Source organism: Pseudomonas sp. HR1, assembly GCF_030175875.1.
Classification (GTDB): domain Bacteria; phylum Pseudomonadota; class Gammaproteobacteria; order Pseudomonadales; family Pseudomonadaceae; genus Chryseomonas; species Chryseomonas oryzihabitans.
Map to the genome: position 1 here is coordinate 649,006 of NZ_JASNRF010000003.1, position 26,431 is coordinate 675,436.

Sequence of the window (26,431 nt, forward strand, 5' to 3'; positions counted from 1 at the left end):
TTTTCACAGGGCGCCGGCAGGCCGCCGACGCCCTGGGCGAGGAACGTCAGTGGCTGGGTTGGCCGGCGCCCAGCAGGTCTGCTGTCGGTTCATCCTCGGTGACGATGGGTTCCACCCGACCGAGCAGGAACAGGTAGTTGAGGATGGCCGCCACGATCAGCCCCGCCGAGAACAGCAGGGCGATATTGAAGGAGCCGGTGGTGGCGACGATGAAGCCGGTGACGATAGGGCCGACCACGCCGCCCATGTTGGACACCGAGTTCTGCAGGCCGGCCAGCATCGAGGTCATGCCGCGCGGCGCGATATCTCCAGGCATGGCCCACACCTGGGTGGCGGCCACGGTGGTGCCGGACTTGGCGATGCACAGCAGCACGATGGCGATCCAGGCCGATTCGGCGAAGGCCGCCAGACCGATGCAGGAGGCCATCAGCAGACCGACGATCAGGAAGGTCTTGCGGATGGTGGTCAGCGAATAGCGGCCACTGCGGTAGATGCGGTCCGACAGCCAGCCGGCGAAGACTTCCACCACCATGGCGATCAGCAGCGGCAGCGCCGCCATGAAGCCCATGGAGATGAGGTCCATGCCCTTTTCCTTGACCAGGTAGGTGGGCAGCCAGGTGATGAAGAAGTAGGAGTTGTAGTTGATGAAGAAGAAGCCCAGGCACATGGCCCAGACGTTGCGGTAGCGCAGCAGCTCGTACCAGCGCATGGCCGGCTTCTCGCCATTGCCTTCGCGGCGCCGCTGGCCTTCGCGGATGTAGCGCAGCTCGGCCTGGTTGATGCGCGGATGGTCTTCCGGATCGTTGCGGTAGAAGGCGAACCAGGCCAGCGCCCAGAGGATACCGAGGGCGCCGCTGATGACGAAGGTCAGTTTCCAGCCGAACAGCGCGATCAGGCCGACGATCAGCGGCATGGCCACCGCGCCGCCGAACTTGGAACCGCTGTCGAAGATGCCCGAGACGGTGGCGCGCTCCTTGTCGGGAAACCAGCGTGAGGTGATGCCAGCGTTGCTCGGGTAGGCCGCCGCCTCGCCGATGCCCAGGCCGATGCGCAAGGCGAACAGCGACTTGAAGCCCGTGGCAAGGCCGGTCAGAGCGGTCGCCAGCGACCACCAGAGCACGGCGCCGCCCAGGGTGGCCTTCTGGCCGAAGCGGTCGGCCAGCCAGCCGGCGGGCAACTGCAGCAGGGCGTAGGACCAGAAGAAGGCCGACATGATCAGCCCCATCTCGGTCGCGTTGAGGGCGAATTCCTTGCTGATGAAGGGTGCGGCGGCGGAGAGCACCACCCGGTCGATGTAGTTGATGGCGATCGCCGTCCACATCAGTCCGGCGATGATCCAGCGAATCCTGGTGGCCTTGTTGTTGTTATCCATGATCAGGTTCCGAAAGGGGTTGGGGGTCAGGGGGCGACGACGACGGACTCCAGGGGGCCGGTGCCGGTGAGAGCGGCGACCACGTTGCGGGCGCAGGTGAGGCTGAGGATGTCCAGCGCGCCCGGGGTGTAGCCGGCGATGTGCGGCGACACCACCACGGTGGGCAGCCCATACAGCGGGTGCTGGTTGGCCGGCTCGTCCTCGAACACGTCCAGGGCCGCACCGCCCAGGTGGCCGCTGTGCAGCGCCTGGTAGAGCGCCTCTTCATCGACGATGCCGCCGCGGGCGGCGTTGATCAGGTGGGCACCCGGCTTCATCAGGCCCAGTCGCCGTGCATCCAGCAGGTGGCGCGTGGCGTCGGACAGGCCGATGTGCAGGGTGACGAAATCGGCTTCGGCGAGCAGTTCGTCGAGGGCGCGAAATTCGATGCGTTCGCGATCGGCGAAGGCCTGATCGGGATAGGGGTCATGGGCGATGACGCGCATGGCGAAGCCACTGGCGCGCCGCGCGACTTCCTTGCCGATGCTGCCCAGGCCGACGATGCCCAGGGTCTTGCCGTGGACGTCGGCGCCAAACAGCCGTGGCCAGTCGCCGGCGCGGGTTTCGCGGTCGGCGCGGGCCACCTGGCGGGCCGAGGCCAGCAGCAGGGCGAAGGTGTAGTCGGCCACCGCGTGGCGGTTGGAGTTGGGCACGTTGCAGACGGTCACGCCATGGGCGCGAGCCGCGTCCAGGTCGATGTTGTCGACCCCGACGCCGTGCTTGCACACCAGGCGCAGCTGCGGCAGGGCCGCGAAGGTGGCGGCGTCGAAGACGTTGAAGGCGGTGATGGCCGCCTGGCAGTCGGCGGCCGCGGCGATGAAACCCTCGGCATCGATGTCGGCGGGCAGGGTCACCAGGTCAATGCCGTGGCGGGCCAGCAGCTCGAGCGGTTCCCGGGAGTACTTGGCGAAGGACGGCGAGGTGCAGACGACTTTCATGGTCAGCCTCCTCAGGCGGCCTGGCTGGCGCGATGCCGGCTGGCAAGTTCGGTGGCCTGGCGCAGCGCCTCGATGAGGCTGCGCTCGTCAGCGATGCCCTTGCCGGCTATGTCGAAGGCGGTGCCGTGGTCCACAGAGGTGCGGATCACCGGCAGGCCCACGGTGACATTGACGCCCGCTTCCAGGCCCATGACCTTGACCGGGCCGTGGCCCTGGTCGTGATACATGGCCACCACGCAGTCGAAATCGCCGCGCCCGGCGCGGAAGAAGAGTGTGTCCGCAGGCAACGGGCCTTCCACGCGCCAGCCACGGGCGCGCAGCTCGTCGATGGCCGGCTGGATCTTGGTTTCTTCCTCGCCGTAGCCGAACAGGCCGTTCTCGCCGGCATGCGGGTTGATGCCGCAGATGGCGATCAGGGGATCCTGGATGCCGGCCCGCTGCAGGGTGGCGTGGGCGCGTTCGATGGTGCGCTTGACCAGGCCCGGCTCGATGCGCGCGATGGCATCGATGATGCCGATATGGGTGGTGACGTGGATGACCTTGAGGATCGGCGTCATCAGCATCATCGACACCTCCTCGGTGCCGGTGAGGTGCGCCAGCAGCTCGGTGTGGCCCGGGAAGATATGGCCGCCGGCGTGCAGGGCTTCCTTGTTCAGCGGGGCGGTGCAGATGGCATCGAGTTCACCGGCCGAGGTGAGCTGCACGGTGCGTTCGATGTAGCGATAGGCGGCGTCGCCGGCCAGGGCGGACAGCTTGCCGTAGGGCAGGTCGGCGGGAATCAGCCCGAGGTCTATGCAATCCACCACGCCGGGTTGGAAGCGTGCCTGATCGGGCCGCTCGATGGCGTTGATCTGCAGGCGACCGCCGACGATGCGATTGGCATCCTCCAGGCGACCGGCGTCGCCGATGACCAGCGGGCGGCAGCTGTCGTAGACCGAGGCGTGGGCCAGGGACTTCATGATGATCTCGGGACCGACGCCGGTGGCGTCACCCATGGTGATGCCGATGACGGGACGTTCAGACATGGTGGGCTTCCTTCTGCAGGGAGGCCGGGGCGGCCTGTGCGGGTAGGCTGGCGCGCAGGTGGCGCCAGGCGTCGAGGAGGGTGTCGGGTTGGCCGAAGCCGCCGGCCTTGGTCACTACCCGCAGGGCACGGCCACGCCAACGGGTGCTGGCCAGGGCCACGCCCGGCGCGAGGGCGCCGTGCAGGTCCAGCGCGGTGATGCCGGCCTGGGCGAGCAGGGCGCGAGCGGTCTCGCCGCCGGTGGCCATGAGGGCGGCGGACTCCTGCAGGGCGGGCTGCAGCAATTCGGCCAGGGCCTGGCTCAGGGCCACGGCCTGACGCGGATCCCGGGCCTGCTGGTGAAGACTGACCAGGACGTCTTCGCCGCGGGCGAGCTGCCGAGCGAGGGCCATGGCCAGCGCGGTACGCCCGGCGGCGTGTTGCGGCTCCAGCAGCCAGGCAGGGGCCAGCCGCTGCCAGTGTTGGCCGCTCCCCGCCACCAGACGCTCGGCCTGGGCCTGGGAGTGCCGAGACATGCTGCCCACCACCGTGAGGATCGGGCCGTCGCTTGGAGGGCGGAGCGCGATGTGGTCGGTCAGGCCCAGCGCTGCGGGCAGCGCCTCGGCCAGACCTGCGGAGCCGACCCAGAACAGTTGCTGCGCCAGGGGCGCGGAGGCCCGGCCCAGCGCCTCCAGGTCCGTTTGGCGCTCGGCGTCGCAGACCAGCGCGGGCAGACCACTGTCCAGCGCGCGGCGCAGGGCGGCGGCCAGGGCCACCGGCTGACGCAGGGTGGCGAGGTCGAGCCGGGCACAGCTGATGCCGTGATCGGTCAGTTGAGCGACCAGATCGGCACTGCCGGTCAGGCCCTCGTTGCGCCAGACATCGGTCTGGTCGACCGGTACGCCGTCCAGGTACTGGAGGCCACCCTGGGTCGTGCGGCCCAGTGCCGGGTAGGCGGGCGCGACCAGGGCCAGGCCGCGCGGGGTAAGGGCCGCTACCTCGGCGGCGACATTGCCACGCAGGGTGGAGTCGATCTTCTTGTAGAGCGCGGCGCCCGCCAACGCCGGGTGCCCGAGCAGTGCGGCATGGCGCGCGGCCGCCGCACGCGCATCCAGTCGACGGCTGTCCAGATCCAGTGCCGTCACCGGCGCCTGGGCATCCAGGGCCTCGGCGTCGAGCAGCACCCGGGTCGCCTGGGCCTTGGCGAAGCCCAGGGCGCAGTCGGCGGCGCCGCTGAGGTCATCGGCCAGGATCAGCAGGCGGGTCATGGCAGCAGGCGCCGGTACAGCGCCTGGATGTCGTCCAGGCTCAGCGGCTTGGGATTGTTGACCATTAGCCGGGTGACCTTGGATGCCGCCACGGCCATCTCTGGCAGGTGTTCCTCGCGGACACCAAAGGCGGCCAGGTCCTGGGGGATCTCCAGGGTGGCGGTCCAGGCGGCGATCTGCTCGATCAGTTTGTGCGCGGCGGCTTCGTCGCTGTCCTCCTCGCGGGCCAGGCCGCAGACCAGGGCGGCGCGCTTCAGGCGTGGCGCGCAACTGTCCAGGTTGAAGGCCATGACATGGGGCAGCAGCATGGCGTTGGCCACGCCGTGGGTGACATGGAACTTGCCGCCCAGGGGATAGGCCAGGGCATGCACGGCGGCCGTGCCGGCGGCGGTCAGGGCCACGCCGCCATAGGTGGAGCCGAGCAGCATATCGCTGCGGGCGCGTACCGAATCCGGCTGCTGATAGGCCTCGACGATGCTGCCGGCGATCAGGCGCATGGACTCCAAGGCGAAGGTATCGCTGACCGGGTTGGCCTTGTTGGAGATGAAGGACTCCAGGGAATGGGTGAAGGCGTCCATCCCGGTAGCCGCGGTGATGGCCTTGGGCAGGCTCAGGGTCAGCAGCGGATCGAGCAGGACCAGGGCGGGCAGCAGGTGGCGGCTGACCACGCCCACTTTCAGCTCTTCGTCGGGCAGGGTAACGATGGCATTAGGCGTCACTTCCGAGCCGGTGCCGGCGGTGGTCGGGACCAGCACGGTGGGCAGCCCGGCGCGGGCCACCTGGTCGATGCCGAGCATGGATCTGAGCGACTGCTCGTTGGTGAGCATGACCGCAAACAGCTTGGCGGCGTCCAGCACCGAGCCGCCGCCGATGGCGAGCAGGGCGTCGGGTTGACGCGGCGCGACCTGCTCGCGAAAGACCTGCTCGATGTTCTCCAGGGTCGGCTCGATCTCGACGTTGTCGATCACGGCCACCTCGATGTCGCGGGCGGCCAGTTGCGCCGTGACGCGCTCGGTCACGCCCAGGCCATGCATGGCGTTCTGGGTGACCAGCACCACGCGGCGCAGCGGGACGTCGAGGAGGGCGAGCTTGTCGCCGAGCTGATCCAGGGCACCAGCGCCGTGGACCAGGTGTTTGACGGTCTGGAAATGATAGAGGGACATGGGCGCTCCGGATCAGTCGCGGTAGATGGCCAGCAGGCCTTCGAGCTTGTGTACGGTGGCTTCGTCCAGCGGCGCGACCGGGGCTCGGCAGGGGCCGACCGGGACGTTGAGCAGGTCGGCGGCCTTTTTCAGTACCGAGGGCATGGTGCCGAGAGCGAAGGCATCGCGCAGCGGCCGCAGCTTTTCCTGGGCGGCGCGGGCCGTGGCGTGGTCGCCGGCCTGGAAGGCGTTCCAGATGGTCATGACCACCTGGGGCACGGCATTGGCGGTGGCGGCCACGGCGCCATCGCCGCCGGCCAGCAGGTTCCAGTAGATGAGGGAGTCGGTACCGGCGAAGACGGCGAAGTCGTCGCTGCGGTACTTCATCATCTGCACCAGGGCGTCGAAGTTGCCGGCGCTGTCCTTGATGCCCTTGATCTGCGGGTGCTGGCTCAGGGTGGCGACAGCGCCGATGCCGATCGACATGCCGGTCTTGGCCGGAATGTTGTAGAGCATGAGCGGCAGCGGGGAGGCGTCGCCAATGGCCTCGTAATGCGTGATCAGTTCTTTCTGGCTGACGGCATTGAAGTAGGGCGTGATCACCGACAGGGCATCAACACCGCGATCCGCCATCTTTTTGTTCAGTTCGATCACTTCATGCGTGGCGAAGGCACCGGTGCCGGCCACGACCGGGACCCGGCCGCCCGCAGCACCCACGGTGAGCTCGGCGATACGCAGCTTCTCGGCTTCGGAGAGGGCGAAGAATTCGCCGTTGGTGCCCAGTACGAACAGGCCGTGGACGCCGGCACCGATCAGGTTTTCGATCAAACCGCGCAAAGCGTTTTCATCGACACGTTGCTGGGCGTCAAAAGGGGTAACGAGGGCGGGAACGATGCCGCGGAATTTCATGGTCATGCCTACCTTGTGATTGTTCTGATCACAATAAAGCATGTTTTGATCTAATCGATCAATAGTGGTCTGACGATTTTGCGCGTTCGATGAGCCTGTGCACCTCTAAAGGCAATAGCTCATTTGCGAAGCAACTATTGACTCGGATTGCTCGGCAATAGAGACGGATAAACGTAATGGCAGCCTCGGCGCGGCGCCTTCACGCGTCTGAAGGGACGAATGTTCAAGCTATGGGTAAGGAGTGGTGCCTGTTGGGTCCGGCAAGCTATCCCGCTGATCCCTCTGACAAAATTGTCATCCCGCAGTACCCGTTCCTGACCGAACGATCAGGATAATTTGGCGAGGTCATCTCCTGGACCTCCAATCATGTCGCGCTTTCTTTCTTCCCTAACCGTCACGCTGCTGGGCGCTGCCTTGCTCGGTCAGGCGCAGGCGGCGCTGCCGCAGCATCCCGATCTCGACCTTGCTGCCGCGCAGCGACTGGCACAGGCCGCGCCCTGCAGCGCCGCGCTGGCGGTGCTCGACCGCAGCGGTCAACTGATCCTCCTGCAACGCGATACCCGCATCGGACCGCACAACGCCGAGGCGGCGCGGCGCAAGGCGTTCACCGCGCTGTCCACCCGTACCCCCTCGCAGGCGCTGGCCGAGCGTGCCCGGCAGAACCCGGACGCGGCCAATCTCGTCACCCTGCCCGAATTGCTGCTGCTGGGCGGTGGCATCCCCCTCTACGAAGGCGACCAGCTGGTCGGCGCCCTGGGCATCGCCGGTGCCGGCGGTGGCGGGGCGGATGAGCGCTGTGCGCTGGCGGCCGCTGAACACCTCAACCTCACCTCCCATCCTTGAAGGAGATTTTCATGAAGACGTTCGTTCTGTTGTCTGGCCTGGCCCTGTCCGGCTTCGCGGTCGCCGCACCCAATCCCCTGAGTGTCCATGTGCTCAACCTGGAAGACGGCAAGCCGTCGGCCGGCGTACATGTGACCCTGGAACGTCAGGTGGGGCAGGGCTGGCAGCCGCTGGCGGAAGAGGTCACCAACGAGCAGGGCCGGGTGCCCGCGCTGTTTCCCAAGGAAAAGACCTTCGAGAAGGGGGAATACCGCGTGGTCTTCAAGACCGGCGACTACTATCGCCAGCAGGGCCGCAGCGCCTTCTTCCCCGAGATCCCAGTGGTGTTCGACGTCACCCAGCCGGAGCAGCACTACCATATCCCGCTGTTGCTCAGCCCCTATGGCTTCAGCACCTACCGCGGCTCCTAGTTCGCCGGCGATGCGTCAGTCCGCGCGCCTGTCCACCGCGCTCGTGCAGGCACAGTGCGGTTGGCGGCAAATTCCAGCCCTGTGACCCTGCCATGCTTGGTGAGGGCCATTCGCGAGCGGTCGAGGCTCTGCAGGAATGGCGCTTCTCCGCGCGGTATTCCTGAGCATAGGAGCGGCATCTCCGCTAAGGGGTAATAGGTCGTCCGCGATGTCGGTGGGGGTAGGGCGGATCTTCGGATCGTTCCAGGCCCTGGGCCACCTTGGCTCCTACTGGCTCACGGACAAGTCTTCTAATTGCTATGAGTGCCTCATTTCGGTACGAGCCCCTTAAGTGAGTCCTAAGCGGCAAAACGTAGCGTTGGTAGCGTCATTCATGAGGGTGCCCGGTTACTTTTTTATCGGCACCGTTGAATATGTATGACTAATAACCTTCGTCATTGCCGTATAGGGAGCTGATGGCATGCCACTCGAGCAGCTTTCAAACCGTCTGTCCAAGGTCCTCAATGCCGCGCCTCCAGGTGGCTCGCTGCTGTGAGCCGGGACTTCGCGCCCCTGCGCAACAGTCAACGGGGTCCGGTGCTCCTGCTGGCCTCCGGACCTTCGGCTGCCGAACTCAACCTGGACGCCTGGCAGGATGTGCCGATCATCACCATGAACGGTGCCATCGCCAAGCTGAGCGGGAGCGGCATCCGTCCGCTCTTTTACGTCTGCAGCGACCTGAGCTTTGCCGAGCAGCAACCTGAGCTCTATGAATGCGGGCTCGAGCAGGCGCAGCGGCTGGCATTGTGGCCGATGGCGATCGAAAGCCTGGCGGAAAGCCGGCAGGCCAAGGCTCACGCGTTGCGACGAGCGCCCAGTACCCGGCTGGAACACTACCTCGGGCTGGAGCGCGACCAGGCCGAACGCACGCTCACCCTGCTCAGTCGCCGAGCGCGCGACATCGGCTTCAGCCGGGACATGGACTACGGCATCTTCGATGTCCGGACCGTTGCCTTCATCGCGCTGCAGCTGGCCTATCACCTGGGCTTTACCAGGATCTATCTGGCCGGTGTCGACCTCAATGCCCGGGCCCCACGCTTCTACGAAGGCGGCGCGGACGCGAGATCGCCCTGTGGTCTGGACGAGCATCTGCACAACCGTATCCTGCCGGGGCTCAAGGTCATGCAGGACGTCATGACCGCCGCGGGCCGCCAGGTCTTCAATCTGTCGCGCTGCAGCTGTATTCCTGTGCAACTCATCCCACGCGCCGACCTGGCCGCCGTCGAGGCGGGCTGGTTGGGCCAGCGGACCCGTCAGGCCAGTTGAGCGCGCTCGATGTTTCGGTAGCGCATCGAGAGGTCTGGATGGCAGGGACCGTCGGACCTTTGCCTGCTGCGCTCGATCACTGCCAGCCCAGGGTAAGACCCCAGACCACGGCGTAGCGCGTGGCCTTGGCCAGGGTCACCACCACTAGAAAGCGCCACAGGGGTTCGCGCATCACCCCGGCCACCAGGGTCAGGGGATCGCCGATCACGGGCGTCCAGCTGAGCAGCAGTGACCACCAGCCCCAGCGCTGGTAGGCCACCTGGATGCGCGCCAGGCGCTCCGGCGACAGCGGAAACCAGCGGCGTTGGCGAAAGCGTTCGAGATGGGTGCCCAGCCACCAATTCAGCGTCGAGCCGGCGACATTGCCCAGCGTCGCGGCCAGCAGCAGGAGGGGCGTGGCATAGCGCTCGGTGAGCAGCAGCCCGGCGAGGGCCGCTTCCGATTGCAGGGGCAACAGGGTGGCCGCGCCAAAGGCGAGGGCGGCCAGGCCCAGGTAGACGCTCAGGGCTTCCAGGATAGCGCTCCAGCAGGGCAGGCCATGACGAGGCTTTCTCGGGTCGAGGGGAAGCCGCCGAGCATAGCGCGAGGGACCGGACTATGCCTCTTCGCGACCCTGAGCCTCGGTGCTCACTCCAGCCGCGCGAGCCAGTCCGCGACCGAATCCCCGCTGCTGATATCGGGCTGCACCAGGCCATCGATCATGAAGGTCGGCGAGACGTGGATGCCGTTCTGCCGGGCGTACTTGCAGTGCCACTTGATGGCGTGCTGCAGGTCCGGATTGGCGAAGGCATCGACCAGGGCCAGGCCGCTGTAGCCTTCCAGGCGCGCAATGATGTCGTTGGGCGTGGCGTCGCGATTGGGTCCCGTGGCGTGATCCTTGAACTCGAATTCCTCGCGATGGGCGGCGACCGCTGCCAGCACCGCCTTGGCGCTCTCCTTGCCGCCTTCGAGGGTGGCGGCGGCCAGCACGCAACGCACCACCACACCGGAGAAGAGGTGCCAGGGCTGGGATTGCAGGCGGATCTTCAGGGTGATGCGGTCCGGACCGGCCTGGGCCAGCAGGTCGTCGAGCTTGTTGAAGGCCTTGACCGAAAAGGGGCAGGTGGGCTCGAGAAAGACTTCGAAGGTGCGGGGGCCATGGCCCCAGGTGAGGGTGTCGGCGTACAAGTTAGAACTCCAATGGCGAGACGTTGGGGTTGAGACCGCATGTCGTCCCGGGCGTTTTCCCGCAATCGGGACGGCGCGGGATGCCTTAGGGAATCAGTCGCCGCCGACGCATGTCCTCCAGGTGCGCGAGCAGAACTTCGTCCGATCTCAGCATCATCTGCCCGAAGCCGGCCTGCCGCGCCTTGGTCACATCGAAGATGGCATCCTTCTCGACATGGAAGATGAAGTCGCCGAAGGTCCCGGGCGCGATCCGCTCGGGATCGGCCTCGGCTAGTCCTTCGCGCTGCGCCAGCGCCTGCCAGACCGGCTTCAGGGCGGTCAGGCGCTGAGCCAGGGAGATGGGTTGCGTCTCGCCGACGTCCAGCCCGAACCAGTCGGCCAGCTGTGGCCAGACGTGACTCCAGCGAAAGACATCGCCGTTGGTGAGGTTGAAGGCGCCATCGCGCTCCTCTTCGGCGGCCCAGACCGCGGCTTCGCCCAGCAGCGGCGCGGCCGTGATGTTGACCAGGGCGCCGCGATAGGCCTGCTCGGTTCCGGGGAATTGCATGGCGGTACCGGTCGCCTTGCACAGCGCGCCATAGAGACCGATCAGGTTGCCGAGGTTCATGGCCGAGCCCAGTGAGTGACCGATAACGATGTCGGGGCGCAGGGCGGTCCACCGGATGCCGTCGGCCTCCAGGCTGCGCACGAAGTCTTCATGGCGGAAATAGAGGTTGGGCGGGAAGTGGCGGCTGTCATCCTCGCGGGCTGGGGTCTTGTACACCCCCAGGTGGGCGCCGTAGATCTTGCCGCCCTGGACGAAGGTGATGCGGGCCAGAGGCGCGCCAGCGCTACGCACCGCGGCGACCAGGTTCTCCAGCATGGCGGCGTTTTCGTCCGCCTCGACGCCCGGGTCAGGGTTGGGCTTGAGGGCGCTGTAGAAGAGATGGGTCACACCGGCGAGATCGGCCTTGGCCGCGGCCAGGCTGGCCGGGTCCAGCAGGTCGGCGGTCAGGTGCGGAAAGCGACTGGGTGCCTGTCGCGAGCGGCCGACGGTGGTGATGGACCAGCCGGCGTTGGCGAAGGCTTCCAGCACGGCCTGGCCGATGATGCCGCTGGCGCCGGCGATGAGTAGCTGTCGTTCGGTCATGGGGTCTCCCGATAGCGTAGGTGGGCTGATGAAGGGGAGACCCAGGCAGAGGGCGATTTGTCCCCGTGTCGGGCTGGACGGTAGACGGACGAACGCCGGTGTCCTGCTCGCGCAAGCAGGGCTACTGTGAGAGCACTGCCTGCTGCCGCGGAGGACCTTGCCTTGACCCACCCGTCCCGTACGCCTGCCGTCTTTCAATCCCTGCTCGGCGAACTCGTCACCGCCCTGGATCTGTCTGCCGCCCAGGCGGCAAACCTGCAGGTCCGGGGCAACGATAGCCTGGCCTCCTGCTTTCCGGTCAGCGACCTCGCCACGGCGGCGATCGGGGTCGCCGGCCTGGCCGCCGCCGACCTGCTGGCCGAAGGAGCCCCCGGATTGCCGGTGCAGGTGGACCGGCACCTGGCCGCGGCCTGGTTCAAGACATCTCTGCGTCCCCTGGGCTGGGAATTGCCCGCCGTCTGGGACCCGATCACCGGCGACTACCGTACCCGCGACGGCTGGCTACGGTTGCACGCCAATGCACCTCATCACCGGGAGCGCGCCCTGGCCGTGCTGGGCTGCGCCAATAGCCATGACGCCGTGGCTCAGGCCATGGCGGGCGGGTCGGGCGAAGACCTGGAGACGGCCATCGTCGCGGCGGGCGGCTGCGCGGCGAAGCTGCGCACCCAGGCGGAGTGGCAGGCGCATCCCCAGGGGCAGGCCGTTGGCGCCGAACCGCTGATCGCCCAGGAATGGACAGTCGCGGATATCGCCAGCAATTGGCGGCCCGATCCACAGCGTCCGTTGCAGGGCATCCGCGTCCTCGACCTGACCCGCATCCTCGCCGGGCCGATCGCCACCCGCCTGCTGGCCGGGCTGGGCGCCGAGGTGCTGCGGATCGATCCGCCCGACTGGGACGAACCGGCCCAGGCACCCGAGGTGACCCTGGGCAAGCGCTGCGCGCGACTGGACCTCAGGCGCCCCGCCGATCGCCAGCGATTCGAGGCGCTGCTGACCTCGGCAGACATCCTGGTCCACGGCTATCGCGCCGATGCGCTGGAGCGACTGGGCTACGGCGTCGCTGCACGTCGCGCGCTGAATCCCGGGGTGATCGATATTTCGCTCTGCGCCTATGGCTGGAGCGGTCCCTGGGCGCTCCGTCGGGGCTACGACAGCCTGGTGCAGATGTCCTGCGGTATCGCCGCGGCCGGGCGCGACTGGCAGGGCGGTGAGCAGCCGGTGCCCTTGCCGGTGCAGGCGCTCGACCACGCTACCGGCTACCTCATGGCGGCCGCCGCCCTTCGCGGGCTGGCGCTGCGTCAGCGGGAGCGGCGAGCTATGACGGCGCGACTGTCCCTTGCCCGTATCGCTGTGCTACTGAGTGAGCGACCGGGCGCGAGTGGTGGTCCGGCGTATGGAGGGCCGGAGGAGGGCGACTATGGCGAGACGCAAGAGCCGACCGCCTGGGGTCCGGCGCTGCGCTTGCGGGCGCCGCTGAGGATCGGCGAGGTCGAGTTGCAGTGGCAACGCCCCGCGACACGACTCGGCTCCGCGACCGCGGACTGGAGTCGCTAGCGGCGGCGGAGACATGCCGCCGCCGTCCGCTCTGCCGGATCAGGTGAAATCGCTGGCCGAATGCCGCTCGGCCAGTTGCTCGCCCGGCTCGCCCCAGGTGCGATTGACCCGCCGCCCGCGCTGCACGGCCGGCCGCGCGGCGATGGCCTGGGCCCAGCGCTGCACGTGGCTGTAGTCCTGCACCGAGAGGAATTCCGCGGCGTTGTACAACTGCCCCAGCACCAGGTTGCCGTACCAGCTCCAGATGGCGATGTCGGCGATGCCGTACTCCTCGCCGGCCACATAGCTGCGCTCGGCCAGCAGGCGATCGAGCACATCGAGTTGGCGCTTGGCTTCCATGGCATAGCGGTTGATGGGGTATTCGAGCTTTTCCGGCGCATAGGCATAGAAATGCCCGAAGCCGCCACCCAGGAAGGGCGCCGAGCCCATCTGCCAGAACAGCCAGTTCAGCGTCTCGGTGCGACCGGCGTGATCCTTCGGGATGAAGGCGCCAAAGCTGTCGGCGAGATAGAGCAGGATGGCACCGGACTCGAAGACGCGCAGCGGCTCGGCGCCGCGGCGATCCACCAGGGCCGGGATCTTGGAGTTGGGGTTGATCTCGACGAAGCCGCTGGAAAACTGCTCGCCCTCGCTGATGCGGATCAGCCAGGCGTCGTATTCAGCGTCGGCATGTCCGGCCGCCAGCAACTCCTCCAGCAGGATGGTCACCTTCATGCCATTGGGCGTGCCCAGGGAATACAGCTGGAAGGGATGCTCGCCGACCGGCAGTTCCTTGTCGTGGGTCGGGCCGGCGATGGGGCGGTTGATGCTGGCGAAGTTGCCGCCGGAGGTGGTGGGGGTCCAGACGCGTGGGGGGATATAGGATTCGGTCATGGTGGCACTGGCCTCGGTCGGCAAGGGTTGGTAGTTCGATCATAACCGAACTTTGCGTCCGGTCTGTTCAATGGCTCGCAAGCTGGCGATAAACACTGTCGCGCATTCACACGACAGCAGGGCTCAAGGACGGTTGCTGATCACAGACCCGCTCGACGCCGCAGGACCGAGACGCGACAGGTCGTTCAGGCGTTCTGCTCGGTCAGCCGCTGTACCGTCAGGGTGCGGTACTGACGTGGGGTCATGCCCTTGAGTTGGTGGAAGCGTCGATTGAAGTTGGAGATGTTGTTGAAGCCGGCTTCGAAGCAGATGTCGGTGACCGGCATGCTGCTGTGGGAGAGCATCTCGCAGGCCTTGCTGATGCGCAGGCTGTTGACGAATTCGACGAAGGTGCGACCGGTGGCCTGGCGGAAGAAGCGCGAGAAATAGGTGGGCGTCATGCCCAGGTGTTCGGCCACTTCTTCCTGGGTGAAATCACGCTGGTAGTGATCGAAGATGAAATTCAGCGCCCGGTTGGTGCGATCCACCGCCTGTTCGCTGGCCGTGGCCGGCTCGACGCTGCCGGACAGCAGCTGGTAGCGCTCCGAGGTGGCCAGTGCCTCCATCAGTACCAGGAAATGACCGAGACGGGTGGCGCCGCCGCTCTCGGAGATCTGTTGCAGCAAGGCCTCGGCGCGAGCGATCAGCTGCGGATCCTGGAATTCGATGCCGTAGCGGGCGCGTTCCAGCAGCGGCGCCAGGCCGCTGAGTTCGGGAAACACCGCCGTGGCGTTGTCCACCGTCTCGTTGGTGAAGTTGACCAGCATGTCGCGCTTGGCCACCACCTCGCCCTCGGCGACGCGGCTGATCCAGTTGTGCGGCAGATGCGGCCCGGTAAGGAACAGGCTGCCCGGATAGAAGTTGCCGATGTAGTCGCCGATGAAGGCGGTCCCCGAACTGGCCACGATCAGGTGCAGCTCGTATTCCTTGTGGAAATGCCAGCGCACCAGCGGGCAGGGAAAACCATGCTCCCGGTAGATCACCGAGTGACCGCTCAGGTCCTCCATCAATTCGTAGGAGGGATTGCGCTTGCGCAAGGACTGACTCATGGACCGCCCCGTCGTTCTGGTTGGCCTTGATCCTGGCCCTGTTCGACGCCCAGTACAACCCCGGGTTCAGCCGGTGCGCAGGATCACTGCCGCGCGCAGCTTGCCGCGGCCGAAGCGACTCATCTTGTCGAACTCGGCGTGGGACACGGGGATGTGCTGGCAATCCAGTTCGCGGCGATGCTGGCTGTGATCGACATCGGGATCGTGCAGGTAGACGAAGTCCTCGTCGCAGTCGGTGACCAGCACCCAGTGCGGCCCCTTGGCCTTGGTCAGGCGGAAGGAGCTGATCAGCACCAGCGGAAAGGCGCCCTGGTTGACCCAGTGGGCAATGTCCAGGCGCGTCCGGTACAGGCGCTCGATGGGCGATTGCTTGACCTCGGCGCTGAAGTCCTCGTGCACCAGGCGCATCACCTCCTTCTTTTCCTCGCTGCGCACGCCGTCGAGAAACAGGGGCCCCCGGGTATTGACCTGCAGCGTGACCTTGAAGCCCCGGCGCAGCGCGGCCAGGGCCAGGCCATGGGGGCCGCAGCCGCCGTGGCCGGCGGTCATGTAGATGGTGGTGGCTTCGCGCCACAGCCGCAGTTCCTCGCGCCGTTCCAGCGGGCGGCCCGGCTGCAGGGCGCCCATGGCCATCAGCAGACTGGCCGGGCCACAGGTGAAATCGGTGGTCTGGCGATAGAAGGGCACCGGGCGGGCCTGGCCTTCGCGCGGCTGACGGATGCGCTTCTCGAAGCGCAGCGCCTGGCTGTGGTCCTCGTAGTAATCCTCCACCGTAGCGAAGGGCAGATAGCCGTTGCGCTCGTAAAGGGCGATGGCGGCGGCGTTGTCCGGCCGGACCTCCAGGCGCAGGTAGGCGCAATCGCGCTCCACCGCCTCGGCTTCGGCAGCCTCCAGCAGGCGCTGGCCCAGGCGATGACCGCGGGCCTCGGGATCGACGGCGATGGAATAGAGCCGCGCCAGCGAGGTGTTCTGGTGGAACAGCACCAGGGCGTAGCCGGCCACCTGGCGGTCATTTTCCGCCAGGATCAGGACCGCGTTCGCACGGGTGAGCATGTAGTGGAAATTGCGCCGGGAAAGGCGGTCATAGCTGAAGCAGCGGGCTTCCAGATCGACCAGCGCCGCCAGATCGTCCAGCCCGGCGGGCCTGAGCATGAAACTCATCGCGAAGGATTCTCCTGGAGCAGAGCGGGCAGCCTGGCATGGTTAAGCAACGGTTAATAGCACCCGCGTTACAACAGTTGGAGTGGTCCGGCGGCATCCGGGTTTCCGCCGGGACCACGCCCCGCAACCAGGAGGTCCAGTGAGCAAGCTGTATATCGTCGTGGAACGCAAGGAAGACTGGTCGTCCTACTATCCCAGCGAAGACGTCATCACCGCCCAGGAATACCTGGAGCAATCCAACGAACAGGACAATGGTAAACGCGTGCAGGTGATCAACCTGTGCCGCAGCCAGAAGTACCTCGGCCACGGCTACTACTGCTCGCTGCTCGCCGAAGCCCGCGGGCACAAGGTCATCCCTTCGGTGCGCACCATCAGCGAACTGGCGCGCAAGTCCCTCTACGGCCTGGCGCTGGAGGACCTGGACAAGCTGCTGACCAAGGCGCTGGCCGGTCATCCCTATGGCAGCGCCGATGGCTTCACCCTCACGCTCTACTTCGGCAACACCGACATCGCGCCCCTGCAGGACCTGGCGCGCCAGGTGTTCGAAGCCTTTCCCTGTCCGCTGCTGCTGGTGGAATTCCGCCGCGACCGCGCCGGCTGGCACATCGGCGGCCTCAAGCTGGGCAGCATCCACAAGCTGCACGAGCAGCAGGAAGACCTCTTCGCCAACGCCCTCGACGGCTTCAGTCGCCGCGTCTGGCTCAAGCCGGGGCGCCGTGAGAAGTACCGCTTCGACCTGGCCATCCTGCACGACCCCAAGGAAGCGTTTCCGCCCTCCGATGCCAAGGCACTGAAGAACTTCGTGCGCGTCGGCAAGCACCTGGGGCTGGACGTGGAGCTGATCGAAAAGAAGGATTACGCGCGGCTGGGCGAATTCGATGCCCTGTTCATCCGCGAGACCACCGCCATCGACCACCACACCTATCGCTTCGCCAAGAAGGCCGAAAGCGAGGGGCTAGTGGTGATGGACGACCCGCGCTCCATCCTGAGATGCACCAACAAGGTCTATCTCGCCGACCTGCTGCGCGCCCACAAGCTGGACATGCCGGCGACCGAGATCCTCTACAAGGACAATCCCGGCCAACTCGAAGGCCTCGGCGAACGCCTGGGCTTTCCGCTGGTGCTGAAGATTCCCGATGGCTCCTTTTCCCGTGGCGTCATCAAGGTCGAGGACGCCGCGCAGCTGCGCAAGGCCAGCGCCGAGTTGTTCGAGCGTTCGGTACTGCTGCTGGCCCAGGAATTCTTCTATACGGAATACGACTGGCGCATCGGCGTGCTCAACCAGGAGCCGATCTTCGCCTGCCAGTACTTCATGTCCAAGGGGCACTGGCAGATCTATGACCACAGCGCCAGCGCCACCGAGGTCAGTGGCGATTTCCGCACTCTGGCGGTGCAGGACGCGCCCCATGCGGTGGTCGAGCTGGCGGTACGCACCGCCAACCTGATCGGCGATGGTCTCTATGGCGTGGATCTGAAACAGGCGGGCGACAAGTTGGCGGTGATCGAGGTCAACGACAACCCCAACATCGATTGCGGGGTCGAGGATCTGGTGCTCAAGGACGATCTCTACGCCCTGGTGCTGGAGGAATTCATCCGGCGGCTGGAGTCGCAGCGCGGCGGACAGCCCTGGTAAGGCGCCAGGGTCGCGGAGCGGGTGAGGGCAGGGCCTCACCCGTCGCTCAAAGCGCGATCAGGCGCCGTGGCACTTCTTGAATTTCTTCTCGCTGCCGCACGGGCAGGGATCGTTGCGACCCACTTCCTTCAGCGGATTGCGCACCGGCTCCTGGGCCGGGCCATGGTTGCAGTGCGGGCCGTGCACATGGTGGGCATGGCCGTGATCGTGGTCATGGTCGTGATTGCAATCGGGACCGTGGACGTGTTGGTTCATCTCATAACTCCGGGATGTAGGCGCCAGGCACGAACTGCCCCTGGCGAGAAAAATGGACACTGCGCCCGAACAGCCAGCCGGTCTTCACCCGACCGCGCAGCCGATAGTTGATCGGCTGGTTGGGGTCTTCCAGCATGCGACCGACGTCCTTCACGTAGCGCCACAGATTGGTCTGCACCGGCACCGAGAAGCTGCGCTGACCATTGGCCGGCACCGACGAATGCAGGTTGGCGGTCCCCTGGGACAGCAGCAGATCGTTCAGGTAGACGGTATAGGCCAGGCTGCGCACGGGCAGAGCGCTGTCGTTGGGATTCTGGACGCGGAAGTGCAGCACGAAGTCCTGGCTCCACAGCCGGGCGCGGATCAGCTCCACGCCGGTCAGTTCGACCTGGGGCTCCTCATAGTTGCGCCCCATGTAGGTACAACCGCCAAGGCTGCTCAGCAAAACGCCGAGCAGGGTGATGAACAAGGCCTGGCGAAGCATGCGGCACTCCCGTTTTCTGCGCAGTTTAACAAGCACCGATTGCTGCACAAGTCGGGGCCGCTTCGGCACAGGCTAACAAAAAAACGCCTGGGCCAGGCGACCATGCGGACTGGACCCCTCCGGCGCGACGTTGCATCCTGCAGCTCTTGCCGTGACCGAGGAGGTCGTCATGTCCGCCGTGCTCTATGAAATCGCCTTCCAGGGCGAGCTGGTCGCTGGCGCCGATGCGCAGCAGACCCGACAGAATCTGATGCGTCTGTTTCAGGCGGATGAACAGCGCATCGCCGTGCTCTTTTCCGGTCGTCGCATGATCATCAAGAATCGCCTCGACGCCGCCACCGCCGAGCGCTATCGCGCCACCCTGGCCCAGGCCGGGGCGCGGGTCGAGGTGGCGCCCATGGCCGAAACGGTCGAGCCGGTTGCCGCACCCGTCGAGCCGCGGGAACCGACCCCGGCCACCACGGTGACCGCCTCGCCACCGTCCGCGGAGCGCGGATCCCTGTCGGTCGCCCCGCGCGACGCGGTGATGGCGGCCTTCGTCGATGTCCAGGCACCGGATTTCGGCCTGGCACCGGTGGGCGCCGATCTCCAGGACGAGGCCGCACCGGTGGCGCCGCCCCGGGTCGATCTGTCGCACCTGAGTCTGGCGCCGGTGGGCAGCGACCTGGGCCCGGCCTCAGAGCCGCTACCCGTGGCGGTCCCGGATACCGATCACCTGACGCTGGTCAGGGAGTGAGCACGGCCGGCGTTACAGGAAGCCGGCGCAGCACTTCTTGAACTTGGCGTCGCTGCCGCACAGGCAGGCGTCGTTTCGACCCGGCAGCGGGCGTACGGTCGGATCGAGAAAGTACCAGCGCCCCTCGCGCAGGACGAAGCCCGAGCGCTCTTCATGGCGATGGGCGCCGCGGCCATCCTCCCAGCGCGCCACGAAGCTGACCCTTGCATGGTCAGGATCGCCTGGCTCGGGGCGATGCTCCAGCACCTGCAACCCCTGCCAGCGACTGCCCAGACTCCAGGCCGTCAGGGCTTCCCTGTCCAGCTGCCCCTGCTGCGCAGGCACCGTGGTGGCCACCAGATAGTCGATCAAGCCCAGCACATAGGCGCTGTAGCGCGAGCGCATCAGGCGTTCGGCATCGGCCGCCGGCGTGCCGGCATGAAAGACGCCGCAACAGTCGCCGAGCGGACGATCCGAGCCACAGGGGCAGGGGGCCATGGGTTGCATCTCACCACCAGTACTTGCCGAAATTCTGCGGGTTGGCCCAGAACTTGGCATTGAGCCAGTCCGGGACCTGCTTGTAGTCGTGCAGATCATAGCTGAACAGGGTGACCACCTGACCGTCGCGGGCGAAGCGCTCGCTGGCCTGCAGGGCCAGGGCATAGAAATCCGTCAGCTGCCAGTCGCTGGCGGCCAGGTCCACCAGCACCGCCAGGCGCGAGGTGTTGAAGTTGCGCAAGCCGCCGAGCAGTTCACGCCCCTGGCGCAGCGGCAGATGTTCCAGGCAGTCGGCGACGATCACCAGATCGTAGCGTTCGGCCAGTAGGCTGGGATCATCCAGAGGCACCGTCGCTTGCACCAGCTGGCAGTGCGGATGGGCCTCGGCATAGGCCGCGAGCGCCGGCAGCGGTTCGCGTGCCACACAGAGCAGGCGCCTGGGCTGATGGTGCTCGAGCAGGCTTGCCAGAGCCTGTTGCGGGGTACGGGACGAGAATATGTTTGCCATTAAGGGAACCCTAATCAAATCGCGATTGACTAAGCAACCAGCGTTGTCAAGATGTGTACGCCACCATTAGTCTGACAGCGCCATAAAACGAAAGACGAGCACAACTCGCGGTACCTGGTCTATAGGAGACCCCTTCATGAGCAAGAGCATCGCAAGGACAGCTTTACCCCTCATCCTGGCAAGCACCGTGCTGGCTGGTTGTGCGGGCGGCGTACAGAAATCCGATTGGCCGGTCTGCGCTGCGGTCGGCGCGCTGGTCGGCGGTGCGGCCGGCGCTACCCAGAGCGGTAACGTCGCCGGCATGGCGGCCCTGGGCATAGGTACCACCGCCGGCGCCTATTGCTGGGTGCATGGCAAGGGCAACGAACAGGTCGCCCGCATGGAGCCCGCGCCGGCCCCGGCTCCGGCGCCCGCACCGGCTCCCGCACCGGCCCCGCTGCCGAAGCAGGAAGTGATCACCGCCAGTGATCTGCACTTCGCCTTCGACTCCGCCGCCATCGATGCTCAAGACCGGGCTCAGCTGGACGGCATCGCCGGTCGTCTGCGTGGCGAAGCCGCCAGCACCCGTCTGTCGATCACCGGCCACACCGACAGCAAGGGTACCGACGCCTACAACCAGCGTCTGTCCGAGCGTCGCGCCAAGTCGGTCAGCAACTACCTGATCCAGGCCGGTGTGCCGGCAGCCAGCATCGTCTCCGTGAAGGGCATGGGCGAGCGTCAGCCGATCGCCACCAACGAGACCGCTGAAGGCCGCGCCACCAACCGCCGCGTCGAAATCCAGATCGACCGCGAGTGATGCATCGGCGGCGGACCCTGGTCCGCCGCCTTTACTTTTTCCGGCTCCAGGCGTTATGGTCCGATCCATCTCGTCCTCCTGCTGGAATCCATGAAAACCCTGTCCCTTACCGGCAAAGTTCTTCTCCTGCTGTTCTGGCTCGCCGCAGCCGCCGCCATCGCTCTGCCTCTCGCTCGTCCTTTCCCCCAATTGCTCGCCCTGGTGGCCCTGGCCCTGCTGCTCCTGCATCTGGGTGAAGTCTTCGCCAGTCGTCGTGCCCTGCGCCTGCGTCGCCATCCCTGGCTCGACCGCCTGAGCCTGCTGATCTTTGGCGCCTTTCATCGGCTGCCGCCGCAGCTGCCGGTGGCCTGAGCGGCCTGCGACCTCAACGTCGGGCGCATCCTGACGACAGGCGCGTTATCATAGCGCCCAAGATCCATTACTGTAGATGCATACAGCGCTCGTCCGCCGGACGTGGCGCTGCTTCGCCATCGCCCGGAACCAGGCATGCTCAGCACCGAACTCAAGACCCAGATCCAGGGCGCCTATACGCGTTTCCTCGAAGCCAAGTCGCTCAAGCCACGCTATGGCCAGCGGCTGATGATCGCGGAGACCGCCAAGGGCCTGGGTGCCATCGCCCAGGACGAGGAGGGGCATCGCGAAGGCGAGCCCGCCGTGGTGGCGGTGGAGGCGGGCACCGGAACCGGCAAGACCGTGGCCTATGCCCTGGCCGCCATTCCCGCGGCCAAGGCGGCCGGCAAGCGCCTGGTGATCGCCACGGCGACGGTGGCGCTGCAGGAGCAGATCGTGCACAAGGATCTGCCGGACATCCTGCGCAACAGCGGCCTGTCCTTCAGCTTTGCCCTGGCCAAGGGGCGGGGGCGCTATCTGTGCCTGTCCAAGCTGGACATGCTGCTGCAGGAGGGCCAGGCGCAGAACGCCACGGCCCAGCTGTTCGCCGAGGATGGCTTCAAGATCGATGTGGACGAGGCGTCCAACGAGCTGTTCGGCAAGATGATCGAGCGCCTGGCCGGCAATCGCTGGGACGGCGATCGCGACAGCTGGCCGGAAGCCATCGAGGACGTCCAGTGGTCGCGCATCACCACCGACCACAGCCAGTGCACCAATCGCCATTGCCCGAATTTCCAGCAGTGTGCTTTCTACAAGGCGCGCGAAGGCATGACCAAGGTCGACGTCATCGTCACCAACCATGACCTGGTGCTGGCCGACCTGGCCCTGGGCGGCGGCGCCATCCTGCCCGATCCCCGCGACACCCTCTATGTGTTCGACGAAGGCCACCACCTGCCGGACAAGGCCATCGGCCACTTCGCCCATTTCACCCGGCTGAGATCCACCGCCGAGTGGCTGGAGCAGATCGCCAAGAACCTCACCAAGCTCCTTGCCCAGCACCCCTTGCCGGGCGATCTCGGCCGGCTGGTGGAGCAGGTACCGGAACTGGCGCGGGAGATCCGCACCCAGCAGCAATTCATGTTTACCGCCTGCGAGGCCCTGGCGGATTTTCGCGCGGGCGAGGACATGGAAGGCCGCGAGCGGCCGCGGCACAGATTCGTCGGCGGGGTAATTCCCGAAGACCTGCGCGAGATGGGCATCGAGCTGAAGAAAGGCTTCGCCAAGCTCACCGATCTCTTCACCCGCCTGACCGAGATGCTCAAGCAGGCCATGGATGGCGAATCCAGCATCGGCCTGGCCAGCTACCAGGCCGAGGAGTGGTATCCGCTGTTCGGCAGTCTGCTGGCGCGTTCCCAGGGCAATTGGGAGTTGTGGACGGCCTTTACCTGCGAGGATCCGGAAGACAGCCCGCCCATGGCGCGCTGGATGACCCTCGCCGAAACGGGTTCGCTGTACGACATCGAGGTCAACGCCAGCCCCATCCTCGCCGCGGAGATGCTGCGCCGCCACCTGTGGAACGTCGCCTATGGCGCCCTGGTGACCTCGGCGACCCTGACCGCCCTGGGCACCTTCGACCGCTTTCGCATGAGATCCGGACTGCCGCGCTCGGCAGCCACCGCCGTGGTGCCCAGTCCGTTCCGCCATGCCGAGGCCGGGGTGCTGCGGGTGCCGGATCTCAAGGCCGATCCGCGCAACGCCGCCGAGCACACCGCGGCCATCGTTCGCGAATTGCCGGCCATGCTCGACGGCGCGCGTGGCGCCCTGGTGCTGTTTTCTTCGCGGCGGCAGATGCAGGACGTCTTCGACGGCCTGGAGCGCGACTGGCGCAAGCGGGTGCTGATCCAGGGCAACCTGTCCAAGCAGGAGACCCTGAACAAGCACAGGAAGCGCGTCGACGATGGCGAGGCCAGCGTACTGTTCGGCCTGGCCAGCTTTGCCGAGGGGGTCGACCTGCCCGGCGCCTATTGCGAGCACGTGGTCATCGCCAAGATTCCCTTCGCTGTGCCCGACGATCCGGTGGAAGCCGCCCTCGCCGAGTGGATCGAGGCGCGCGGTGGCAATCCATTCATGGAAATCGCCGTGCCCGACGCCTCGCTGCGCCTGATCCAGGCCTGCGGCCGGCTGCTGCGCACCGAGCAGGACAGCGGCACCATCTCGCTGCTGGATCGCCGCCTGGTGACCCAGCGCTACGGCAAGGCCATCCTCAATGCGCTGCCGCCGTTCCGGCGGGAGATCCAGTAATTCGTGGCCATGGCGGTCCGCCGATGCGGCCGCTCCTACAGGTAACCCTAACCGTAGGAGCGGCCCATGGCCGCGATCCTATCCAAACTCCCTGTCAGCGCTATCGGTAAACACCTTAAACCCCCAGGAGCCCCCATGACCGTCCACGGCTACCATGACCTGAGATTCGAATCCGTCCGCGAAGCCTTCGCCGAATTGCTCGCAGCCGGTCAGACCCGCGGTGCGGCGCTGTGCGTCCAGGTCGGCGGTGAAACGGTGCTGGATCTCTGGGGCGGGATGGCCGACAAGGACGGCCAGACGCCCTGGCATACCGATACCCTGCTCAATCTGTTCTCCTGCACCAAGGCCTTCACCACGGTGGCGGCGCTGCAGCTGGTGGAGGAGGGCAAGCTGGCCCTCGATGCGCCGGTCGCCGAACGCTGGCCGGAGTTCGCCGCCGCCGGCAAGGCCGACATCACCCTGCGGCAGTTGCTCAGCCACAGATCCGGCGTTTCCGCCTTGCGCGAACGCCTGGCTGGGGATGCGTTGTACGACTGGGACACCATGACTGCCGCGGTCGCCGCCGAGGCTCCCTGGTGGACGCCTGGCACCGCCCATGGCTATGCGCCCATCACCTTTGGCTGGCTGCTCGGCGAGCTGATCCGGCGCGCTGATGGCCGTAGCCCGGGCGAGGCCATCGTCGGCCGTACCGCCGGGCGCCTGGACCTGGATTTCCATATCGGCCTGCCGGCCAGCGAAGACGAACGCGTCGCCCATATCGTGCGTGGAAAAGGCGTGCTGGGCGACGCCGCCGCGCAGCGCCTGCTCAAGACGACCATGAGCGATCCGGCGGCGCTGCCGACCCTGGCCTTTGGCAATCCGTCCGGGGTGCTCACCAGCACCAACAAGGCGGAGTGGCGCCGCTTCCAGCAGCCGGCCGCCAACAGCCATGGCCATGCGCGTAGCCTGGCGGGCTTCTATGCCGGTCTGCTGGCCGGCGATCTGCTGGAATGGGAGACGCTTAGCGAGGCCCTGGTGGAGCACAGCCAGGGCGAGGACCGCACCCTGCTCACGCCGACCCGCTTCGGCCTTGGCTTCATGCTCGACCAGCCCGACCAGGCCAATGCCACCTACGGCTTAGGCCCCCAGGCCTTTGGCCATCCGGGGGCGGGCGGTTCGACCGGCTTCGCCGATCCGGAGCGCGAGGTGGCCTTTGGCTTCGTCACCAACACCCTCGGCCCCTATGTACTGATGGATCCGCGCGCCCAGGCCCTGGCGCGCGCGGTGGGGGAGTGCCTGTAAGGACCTCGCGACGGGCGGCTAGCGGGCGATGGCCGCCTCGATGTCCTTGAATTCGATAACCCGGACATAGGGCGCGATCTCGCCGCTGATGGAGAAGTGCGCGCCGATCACCGTGACTTCGACCCCTTCGTTTTCCACCAGGTACTGCACCACCTCGTGAAAATCGCCGTCGCCCGCGACCAGGTACAGCTTCTTCCAGCCGCGCTTGGCATGGGAGCGCATCAGGTTGAAGGCCAGGCCGACATCGACGCCCTTCTGGCTCTTGGTGGTGTACTGCTCGCCGGTCACCGGATGCAGGATCGGGCCGCCGCCGGCCGAGGCGGGCCATTCGTGGGCCTTGCTCTGCAGCCAGTAGAGCTTGACCCTGAGACCGGCGCCCTTGGGTGGGGCCGAGCTGAGAAACTTGTTGAAGTTGGTCTGGGCGACGGTGGGCGGATCGCTGTCGCAGTTGAAGTAGTAGGCGTCGCCTATGGGTTCGCCCGCATCCTGCTCGATGAAAAGCCGCAGTTTGAGATAGTCGAATTTGGCGCCATATACCGAACCATTCCAGGCGCTCAGGGCGTAGGCGCCGTCGACAAACCAGGCGACGCCCGTTCGAGTTGTAGTAGCCATCGTATTGCTGGGACCAGGTTTTCTACCGTTGATGGGCGCACACCCGCACGCGGGATACGCGGTGCCTATTGTGGGCTTAATTCCCGGTTTGCGCCTCAGGTAACGCGAAGGAATTCCAGGGGGCGCATGCTAGAGCGCCCGCGAGGGTGAAGGCGTCGCTCCAGGCGACGGGGGAGGCGACCACCAGTTCGGTACGGGCGTCGTGCCAGGCTGCTGGCAGCAGCTCCAGCGCAGAGGCCGGCTGGCACTGGCGTAGTCAGGTCGCCGTGCTGTCGCGCCCGTCGCTGGCGTGGGCGGCATCGACGATCAGCGTCGGCTGCAGCAGCCGGATTCGCGGTGCTACGTGGTAAGCACCGTCATCGTTATGTCGCAGGTAGAGCCGCTGGCAGCCCAGGCACCGCCACAGTGTGCTCTGGTTGCAGGGATAGAAGCGAGGTGCGATCGGGGCGGCGCTCGCCCAGTAGTGAGTGCCTGCGGGGTGATACTCCTCAAGGGTCGACTCCTCGGGCGCGTGGCGCGCCAGGGTGCCGACTCGGGCGAAATCCGCTTCCCGATAGCCCACTGGCCAGGCTGTCCATCCCGACAGATCCCGCTGCTGGCAATGGCAGGCCTGGGTAATGGCTGCAGCGGTGGCGGCCAGTTCCTTCAGGGTCGCGACATCGATGAAGTCTTCCATGCCCAAGCCTCCTGCTGGTCGGGCGACCTTGCGCCCACGGATCTCGATTGTCGCCTGACCTGTATGGATCTGGTCGAGGCGTGGCTCAAGACACGCCACTGGTCGGCGGATACGCAAATTTCGTGACTCCACCGCTTTGCC

At 66.4% G+C, this 26,431-nt stretch carries 28 protein-coding genes; 10 read left to right on the forward strand and 18 right to left on the reverse strand.

Going from position 1 to position 26,431, the window contains the following annotated elements:
- Positions 1–46: 46 nt before the first annotated feature.
- Genes QKY98_RS14385 through dapA form a run of 6 tightly spaced genes read right to left on the reverse strand, consistent with a single transcriptional unit; the run spans position 47 to position 6,671 of the window.
- Positions 47–1,372 carry an MFS transporter gene (locus QKY98_RS14385; RefSeq protein WP_058792114.1) on the reverse strand — a complete coding sequence of 442 codons (1,326 nt, stop codon included), beginning with the start codon at positions 1,370–1,372 and terminating at the stop codon, positions 47–49.
- A 26-nt stretch (positions 1,373–1,398) separates the two neighbouring features.
- A complete protein-coding gene (locus tag QKY98_RS14390) occupies positions 1,399–2,349 on the reverse strand; it encodes a phosphoglycerate dehydrogenase (protein ID WP_181083943.1) in 951 nt (316 codons plus the stop codon).
- Between the two features lie 11 nt (positions 2,350–2,360).
- On the reverse strand, positions 2,361–3,374 hold the full coding sequence (gene pdxA / locus QKY98_RS14395; protein WP_284671117.1) for a 4-hydroxythreonine-4-phosphate dehydrogenase PdxA: 1,014 nt from the start codon (positions 3,372–3,374) through the stop codon (positions 2,361–2,363).
- Positions 3,367–4,620 (reverse strand): four-carbon acid sugar kinase family protein, encoded by a 1,254-nt coding sequence (locus QKY98_RS14400; RefSeq protein ID WP_284671118.1) that lies wholly within the window; start codon positions 4,618–4,620, stop codon positions 3,367–3,369. The genes pdxA and QKY98_RS14400 overlap by 8 nt, the downstream gene beginning before the upstream one ends.
- Positions 4,617–5,783, reverse strand: a complete 1,167-nt coding sequence (locus QKY98_RS14405) for an iron-containing alcohol dehydrogenase (protein ID WP_284671119.1) — start codon at positions 5,781–5,783, stop codon at positions 4,617–4,619. The genes QKY98_RS14400 and QKY98_RS14405 overlap by 4 nt, the downstream gene beginning before the upstream one ends.
- A 12-nt stretch (positions 5,784–5,795) precedes the next feature.
- Positions 5,796–6,671 carry a 4-hydroxy-tetrahydrodipicolinate synthase gene (dapA, locus tag QKY98_RS14410; protein WP_350030290.1) on the reverse strand — a complete coding sequence of 292 codons (876 nt, stop codon included), beginning with the start codon at positions 6,669–6,671 and terminating at the stop codon, positions 5,796–5,798.
- Between the two features lie 366 nt (positions 6,672–7,037).
- On the opposite strand from dapA, the gene QKY98_RS14415 reads away from it, so the two are divergent.
- From QKY98_RS14415 to QKY98_RS14425, 3 genes are all read left to right on the forward strand, one after another.
- The gene (locus QKY98_RS14415) at positions 7,038–7,514 is read left to right on the forward strand and encodes a GlcG/HbpS family heme-binding protein (protein ID WP_042135734.1); all 477 of its coding nucleotides are present in this window, start codon (positions 7,038–7,040) and stop codon (positions 7,512–7,514) included.
- An 11-nt stretch (positions 7,515–7,525) separates the two neighbouring features.
- A complete protein-coding gene (gene uraH / locus QKY98_RS14420) occupies positions 7,526–7,924 on the forward strand; it encodes a hydroxyisourate hydrolase (protein ID WP_027602718.1) in 399 nt (132 codons plus the stop codon).
- Between the two features lie 531 nt (positions 7,925–8,455).
- A complete protein-coding gene (locus QKY98_RS14425) occupies positions 8,456–9,229 on the forward strand; it encodes a WaaZ-like lipopolysaccharide core biosynthesis protein (RefSeq protein ID WP_284671121.1) in 774 nt (257 codons plus the stop codon).
- Positions 9,230–9,305: 76 nt separating this feature from the next.
- Here QKY98_RS14425 and QKY98_RS14430 read toward each other — a convergent pair whose 3' ends face one another.
- The 3 genes from QKY98_RS14430 to QKY98_RS14440 form a co-directional block, all read right to left on the reverse strand.
- Positions 9,306–9,743, reverse strand: coding sequence for a YqaA family protein (locus QKY98_RS14430; RefSeq protein ID WP_284671188.1), 438 nt, complete (start codon positions 9,741–9,743; stop codon positions 9,306–9,308).
- A 113-nt stretch (positions 9,744–9,856) separates the two neighbouring features.
- Positions 9,857–10,396 (reverse strand): DsbA family protein, encoded by a 540-nt coding sequence (locus QKY98_RS14435; RefSeq protein WP_284671122.1) that lies wholly within the window; start codon positions 10,394–10,396, stop codon positions 9,857–9,859.
- Positions 10,397–10,481: 85 nt separating this feature from the next.
- The gene (locus QKY98_RS14440) at positions 10,482–11,525 is read right to left on the reverse strand and encodes an SDR family oxidoreductase (RefSeq protein ID WP_284671123.1); all 1,044 of its coding nucleotides are present in this window, start codon (positions 11,523–11,525) and stop codon (positions 10,482–10,484) included.
- Positions 11,526–11,687: 162 nt separating this feature from the next.
- Here QKY98_RS14440 and QKY98_RS14445 point away from each other — a divergent pair, with 162 nt between their 5' ends.
- Positions 11,688–13,079 carry a CoA transferase gene (locus QKY98_RS14445; RefSeq protein WP_284671124.1) on the forward strand — a complete coding sequence of 464 codons (1,392 nt, stop codon included), beginning with the start codon at positions 11,688–11,690 and terminating at the stop codon, positions 13,077–13,079.
- Positions 13,080–13,118: 39 nt separating this feature from the next.
- Here the strand turns inward: QKY98_RS14445 and yghU are convergent, their stop codons facing one another.
- The 3 genes from yghU to QKY98_RS14460 form a co-directional block, all read right to left on the reverse strand.
- Entirely contained in the window at positions 13,119–13,952 is an 834-nt protein-coding gene (yghU, locus tag QKY98_RS14450) for a glutathione-dependent disulfide-bond oxidoreductase (protein ID WP_284671125.1), read from the reverse strand.
- Between the two features lie 185 nt (positions 13,953–14,137).
- Positions 14,138–15,040: an AraC family transcriptional regulator gene (locus tag QKY98_RS14455; RefSeq protein WP_027596884.1), complete on the reverse strand. Its 903-nt coding sequence runs from the start codon at positions 15,038–15,040 to the stop codon at positions 14,138–14,140.
- 66 nt (positions 15,041–15,106) lie between these two features.
- A complete protein-coding gene (locus QKY98_RS14460; RefSeq protein ID WP_042135720.1) occupies positions 15,107–16,201 on the reverse strand; it encodes a GNAT family N-acetyltransferase/peptidase C39 family protein in 1,095 nt (364 codons plus the stop codon).
- 139 nt (positions 16,202–16,340) lie between these two features.
- Between QKY98_RS14460 and QKY98_RS14465 the strand changes: the two genes are divergently transcribed.
- Positions 16,341–17,834 carry a RimK family ATP-grasp domain-containing protein gene (locus QKY98_RS14465; RefSeq protein WP_027596882.1) on the forward strand — a complete coding sequence of 498 codons (1,494 nt, stop codon included), beginning with the start codon at positions 16,341–16,343 and terminating at the stop codon, positions 17,832–17,834.
- Positions 17,835–17,891: 57 nt separating this feature from the next.
- Here the strand turns inward: QKY98_RS14465 and QKY98_RS14470 are convergent, their stop codons facing one another.
- Both QKY98_RS14470 and QKY98_RS14475 read right to left on the reverse strand, forming a co-directional pair.
- Positions 17,892–18,089, reverse strand: a complete 198-nt coding sequence (locus tag QKY98_RS14470; RefSeq protein WP_007159125.1) for an SEC-C metal-binding domain-containing protein — start codon at positions 18,087–18,089, stop codon at positions 17,892–17,894.
- A gap of 1 nt (position 18,090) precedes the next feature.
- A complete protein-coding gene (locus QKY98_RS14475; RefSeq protein WP_284671126.1) occupies positions 18,091–18,573 on the reverse strand; it encodes an LEA/WHy family protein in 483 nt (160 codons plus the stop codon).
- A 169-nt stretch (positions 18,574–18,742) separates the two neighbouring features.
- On the opposite strand from QKY98_RS14475, the gene QKY98_RS14480 reads away from it, so the two are divergent.
- Complete coding sequence (locus tag QKY98_RS14480) at positions 18,743–19,309, forward strand: hypothetical protein (RefSeq protein ID WP_150338375.1); 567 nt, start codon at positions 18,743–18,745, stop codon at positions 19,307–19,309.
- A gap of 12 nt (positions 19,310–19,321) precedes the next feature.
- Here the strand turns inward: QKY98_RS14480 and QKY98_RS14485 are convergent, their stop codons facing one another.
- On the reverse strand, positions 19,322–19,795 hold the full coding sequence (locus QKY98_RS14485) for a YchJ family protein (protein ID WP_284671127.1): 474 nt from the start codon (positions 19,793–19,795) through the stop codon (positions 19,322–19,324).
- A gap of 1 nt (position 19,796) precedes the next feature.
- Positions 19,797–20,294, reverse strand: coding sequence for a DUF6231 family protein (locus tag QKY98_RS14490; protein WP_145249350.1), 498 nt, complete (start codon positions 20,292–20,294; stop codon positions 19,797–19,799).
- A gap of 136 nt (positions 20,295–20,430) precedes the next feature.
- Here QKY98_RS14490 and QKY98_RS14495 point away from each other — a divergent pair, with 136 nt between their 5' ends.
- The 4 genes from QKY98_RS14495 (at position 20,431) to QKY98_RS14510 (ending at position 25,002) form a co-directional block, all read left to right on the forward strand.
- Positions 20,431–21,090, forward strand: a complete 660-nt coding sequence (locus QKY98_RS14495) for a PA1041 family peptidoglycan-binding anchor lipoprotein (protein ID WP_284671128.1) — start codon at positions 20,431–20,433, stop codon at positions 21,088–21,090.
- A 90-nt stretch (positions 21,091–21,180) separates the two neighbouring features.
- Positions 21,181–21,441 (forward strand): DUF1145 domain-containing protein, encoded by a 261-nt coding sequence (locus tag QKY98_RS14500; protein WP_007159119.1) that lies wholly within the window; start codon positions 21,181–21,183, stop codon positions 21,439–21,441.
- 135 nt (positions 21,442–21,576) lie between these two features.
- Entirely contained in the window at positions 21,577–23,721 is a 2,145-nt protein-coding gene (gene dinG, locus QKY98_RS14505; protein ID WP_074584362.1) for an ATP-dependent DNA helicase DinG, read from the forward strand.
- Positions 23,722–23,856: 135 nt separating this feature from the next.
- Complete coding sequence (locus tag QKY98_RS14510) at positions 23,857–25,002, forward strand: serine hydrolase domain-containing protein (protein WP_284671129.1); 1,146 nt, start codon at positions 23,857–23,859, stop codon at positions 25,000–25,002.
- Between the two features lie 18 nt (positions 25,003–25,020).
- On the opposite strand, the gene QKY98_RS14515 is transcribed toward QKY98_RS14510, so the two are convergent.
- Both QKY98_RS14515 and QKY98_RS14520 read right to left on the reverse strand, forming a co-directional pair.
- Positions 25,021–25,614, reverse strand: coding sequence for an NYN domain-containing protein (locus QKY98_RS14515; RefSeq protein ID WP_027596872.1), 594 nt, complete (start codon positions 25,612–25,614; stop codon positions 25,021–25,023).
- Between the two features lie 256 nt (positions 25,615–25,870).
- Positions 25,871–26,290 (reverse strand): hypothetical protein, encoded by a 420-nt coding sequence (locus tag QKY98_RS14520; RefSeq protein ID WP_284671130.1) that lies wholly within the window; start codon positions 26,288–26,290, stop codon positions 25,871–25,873.
- Positions 26,291–26,431: the final 141 nt, after the last annotated feature.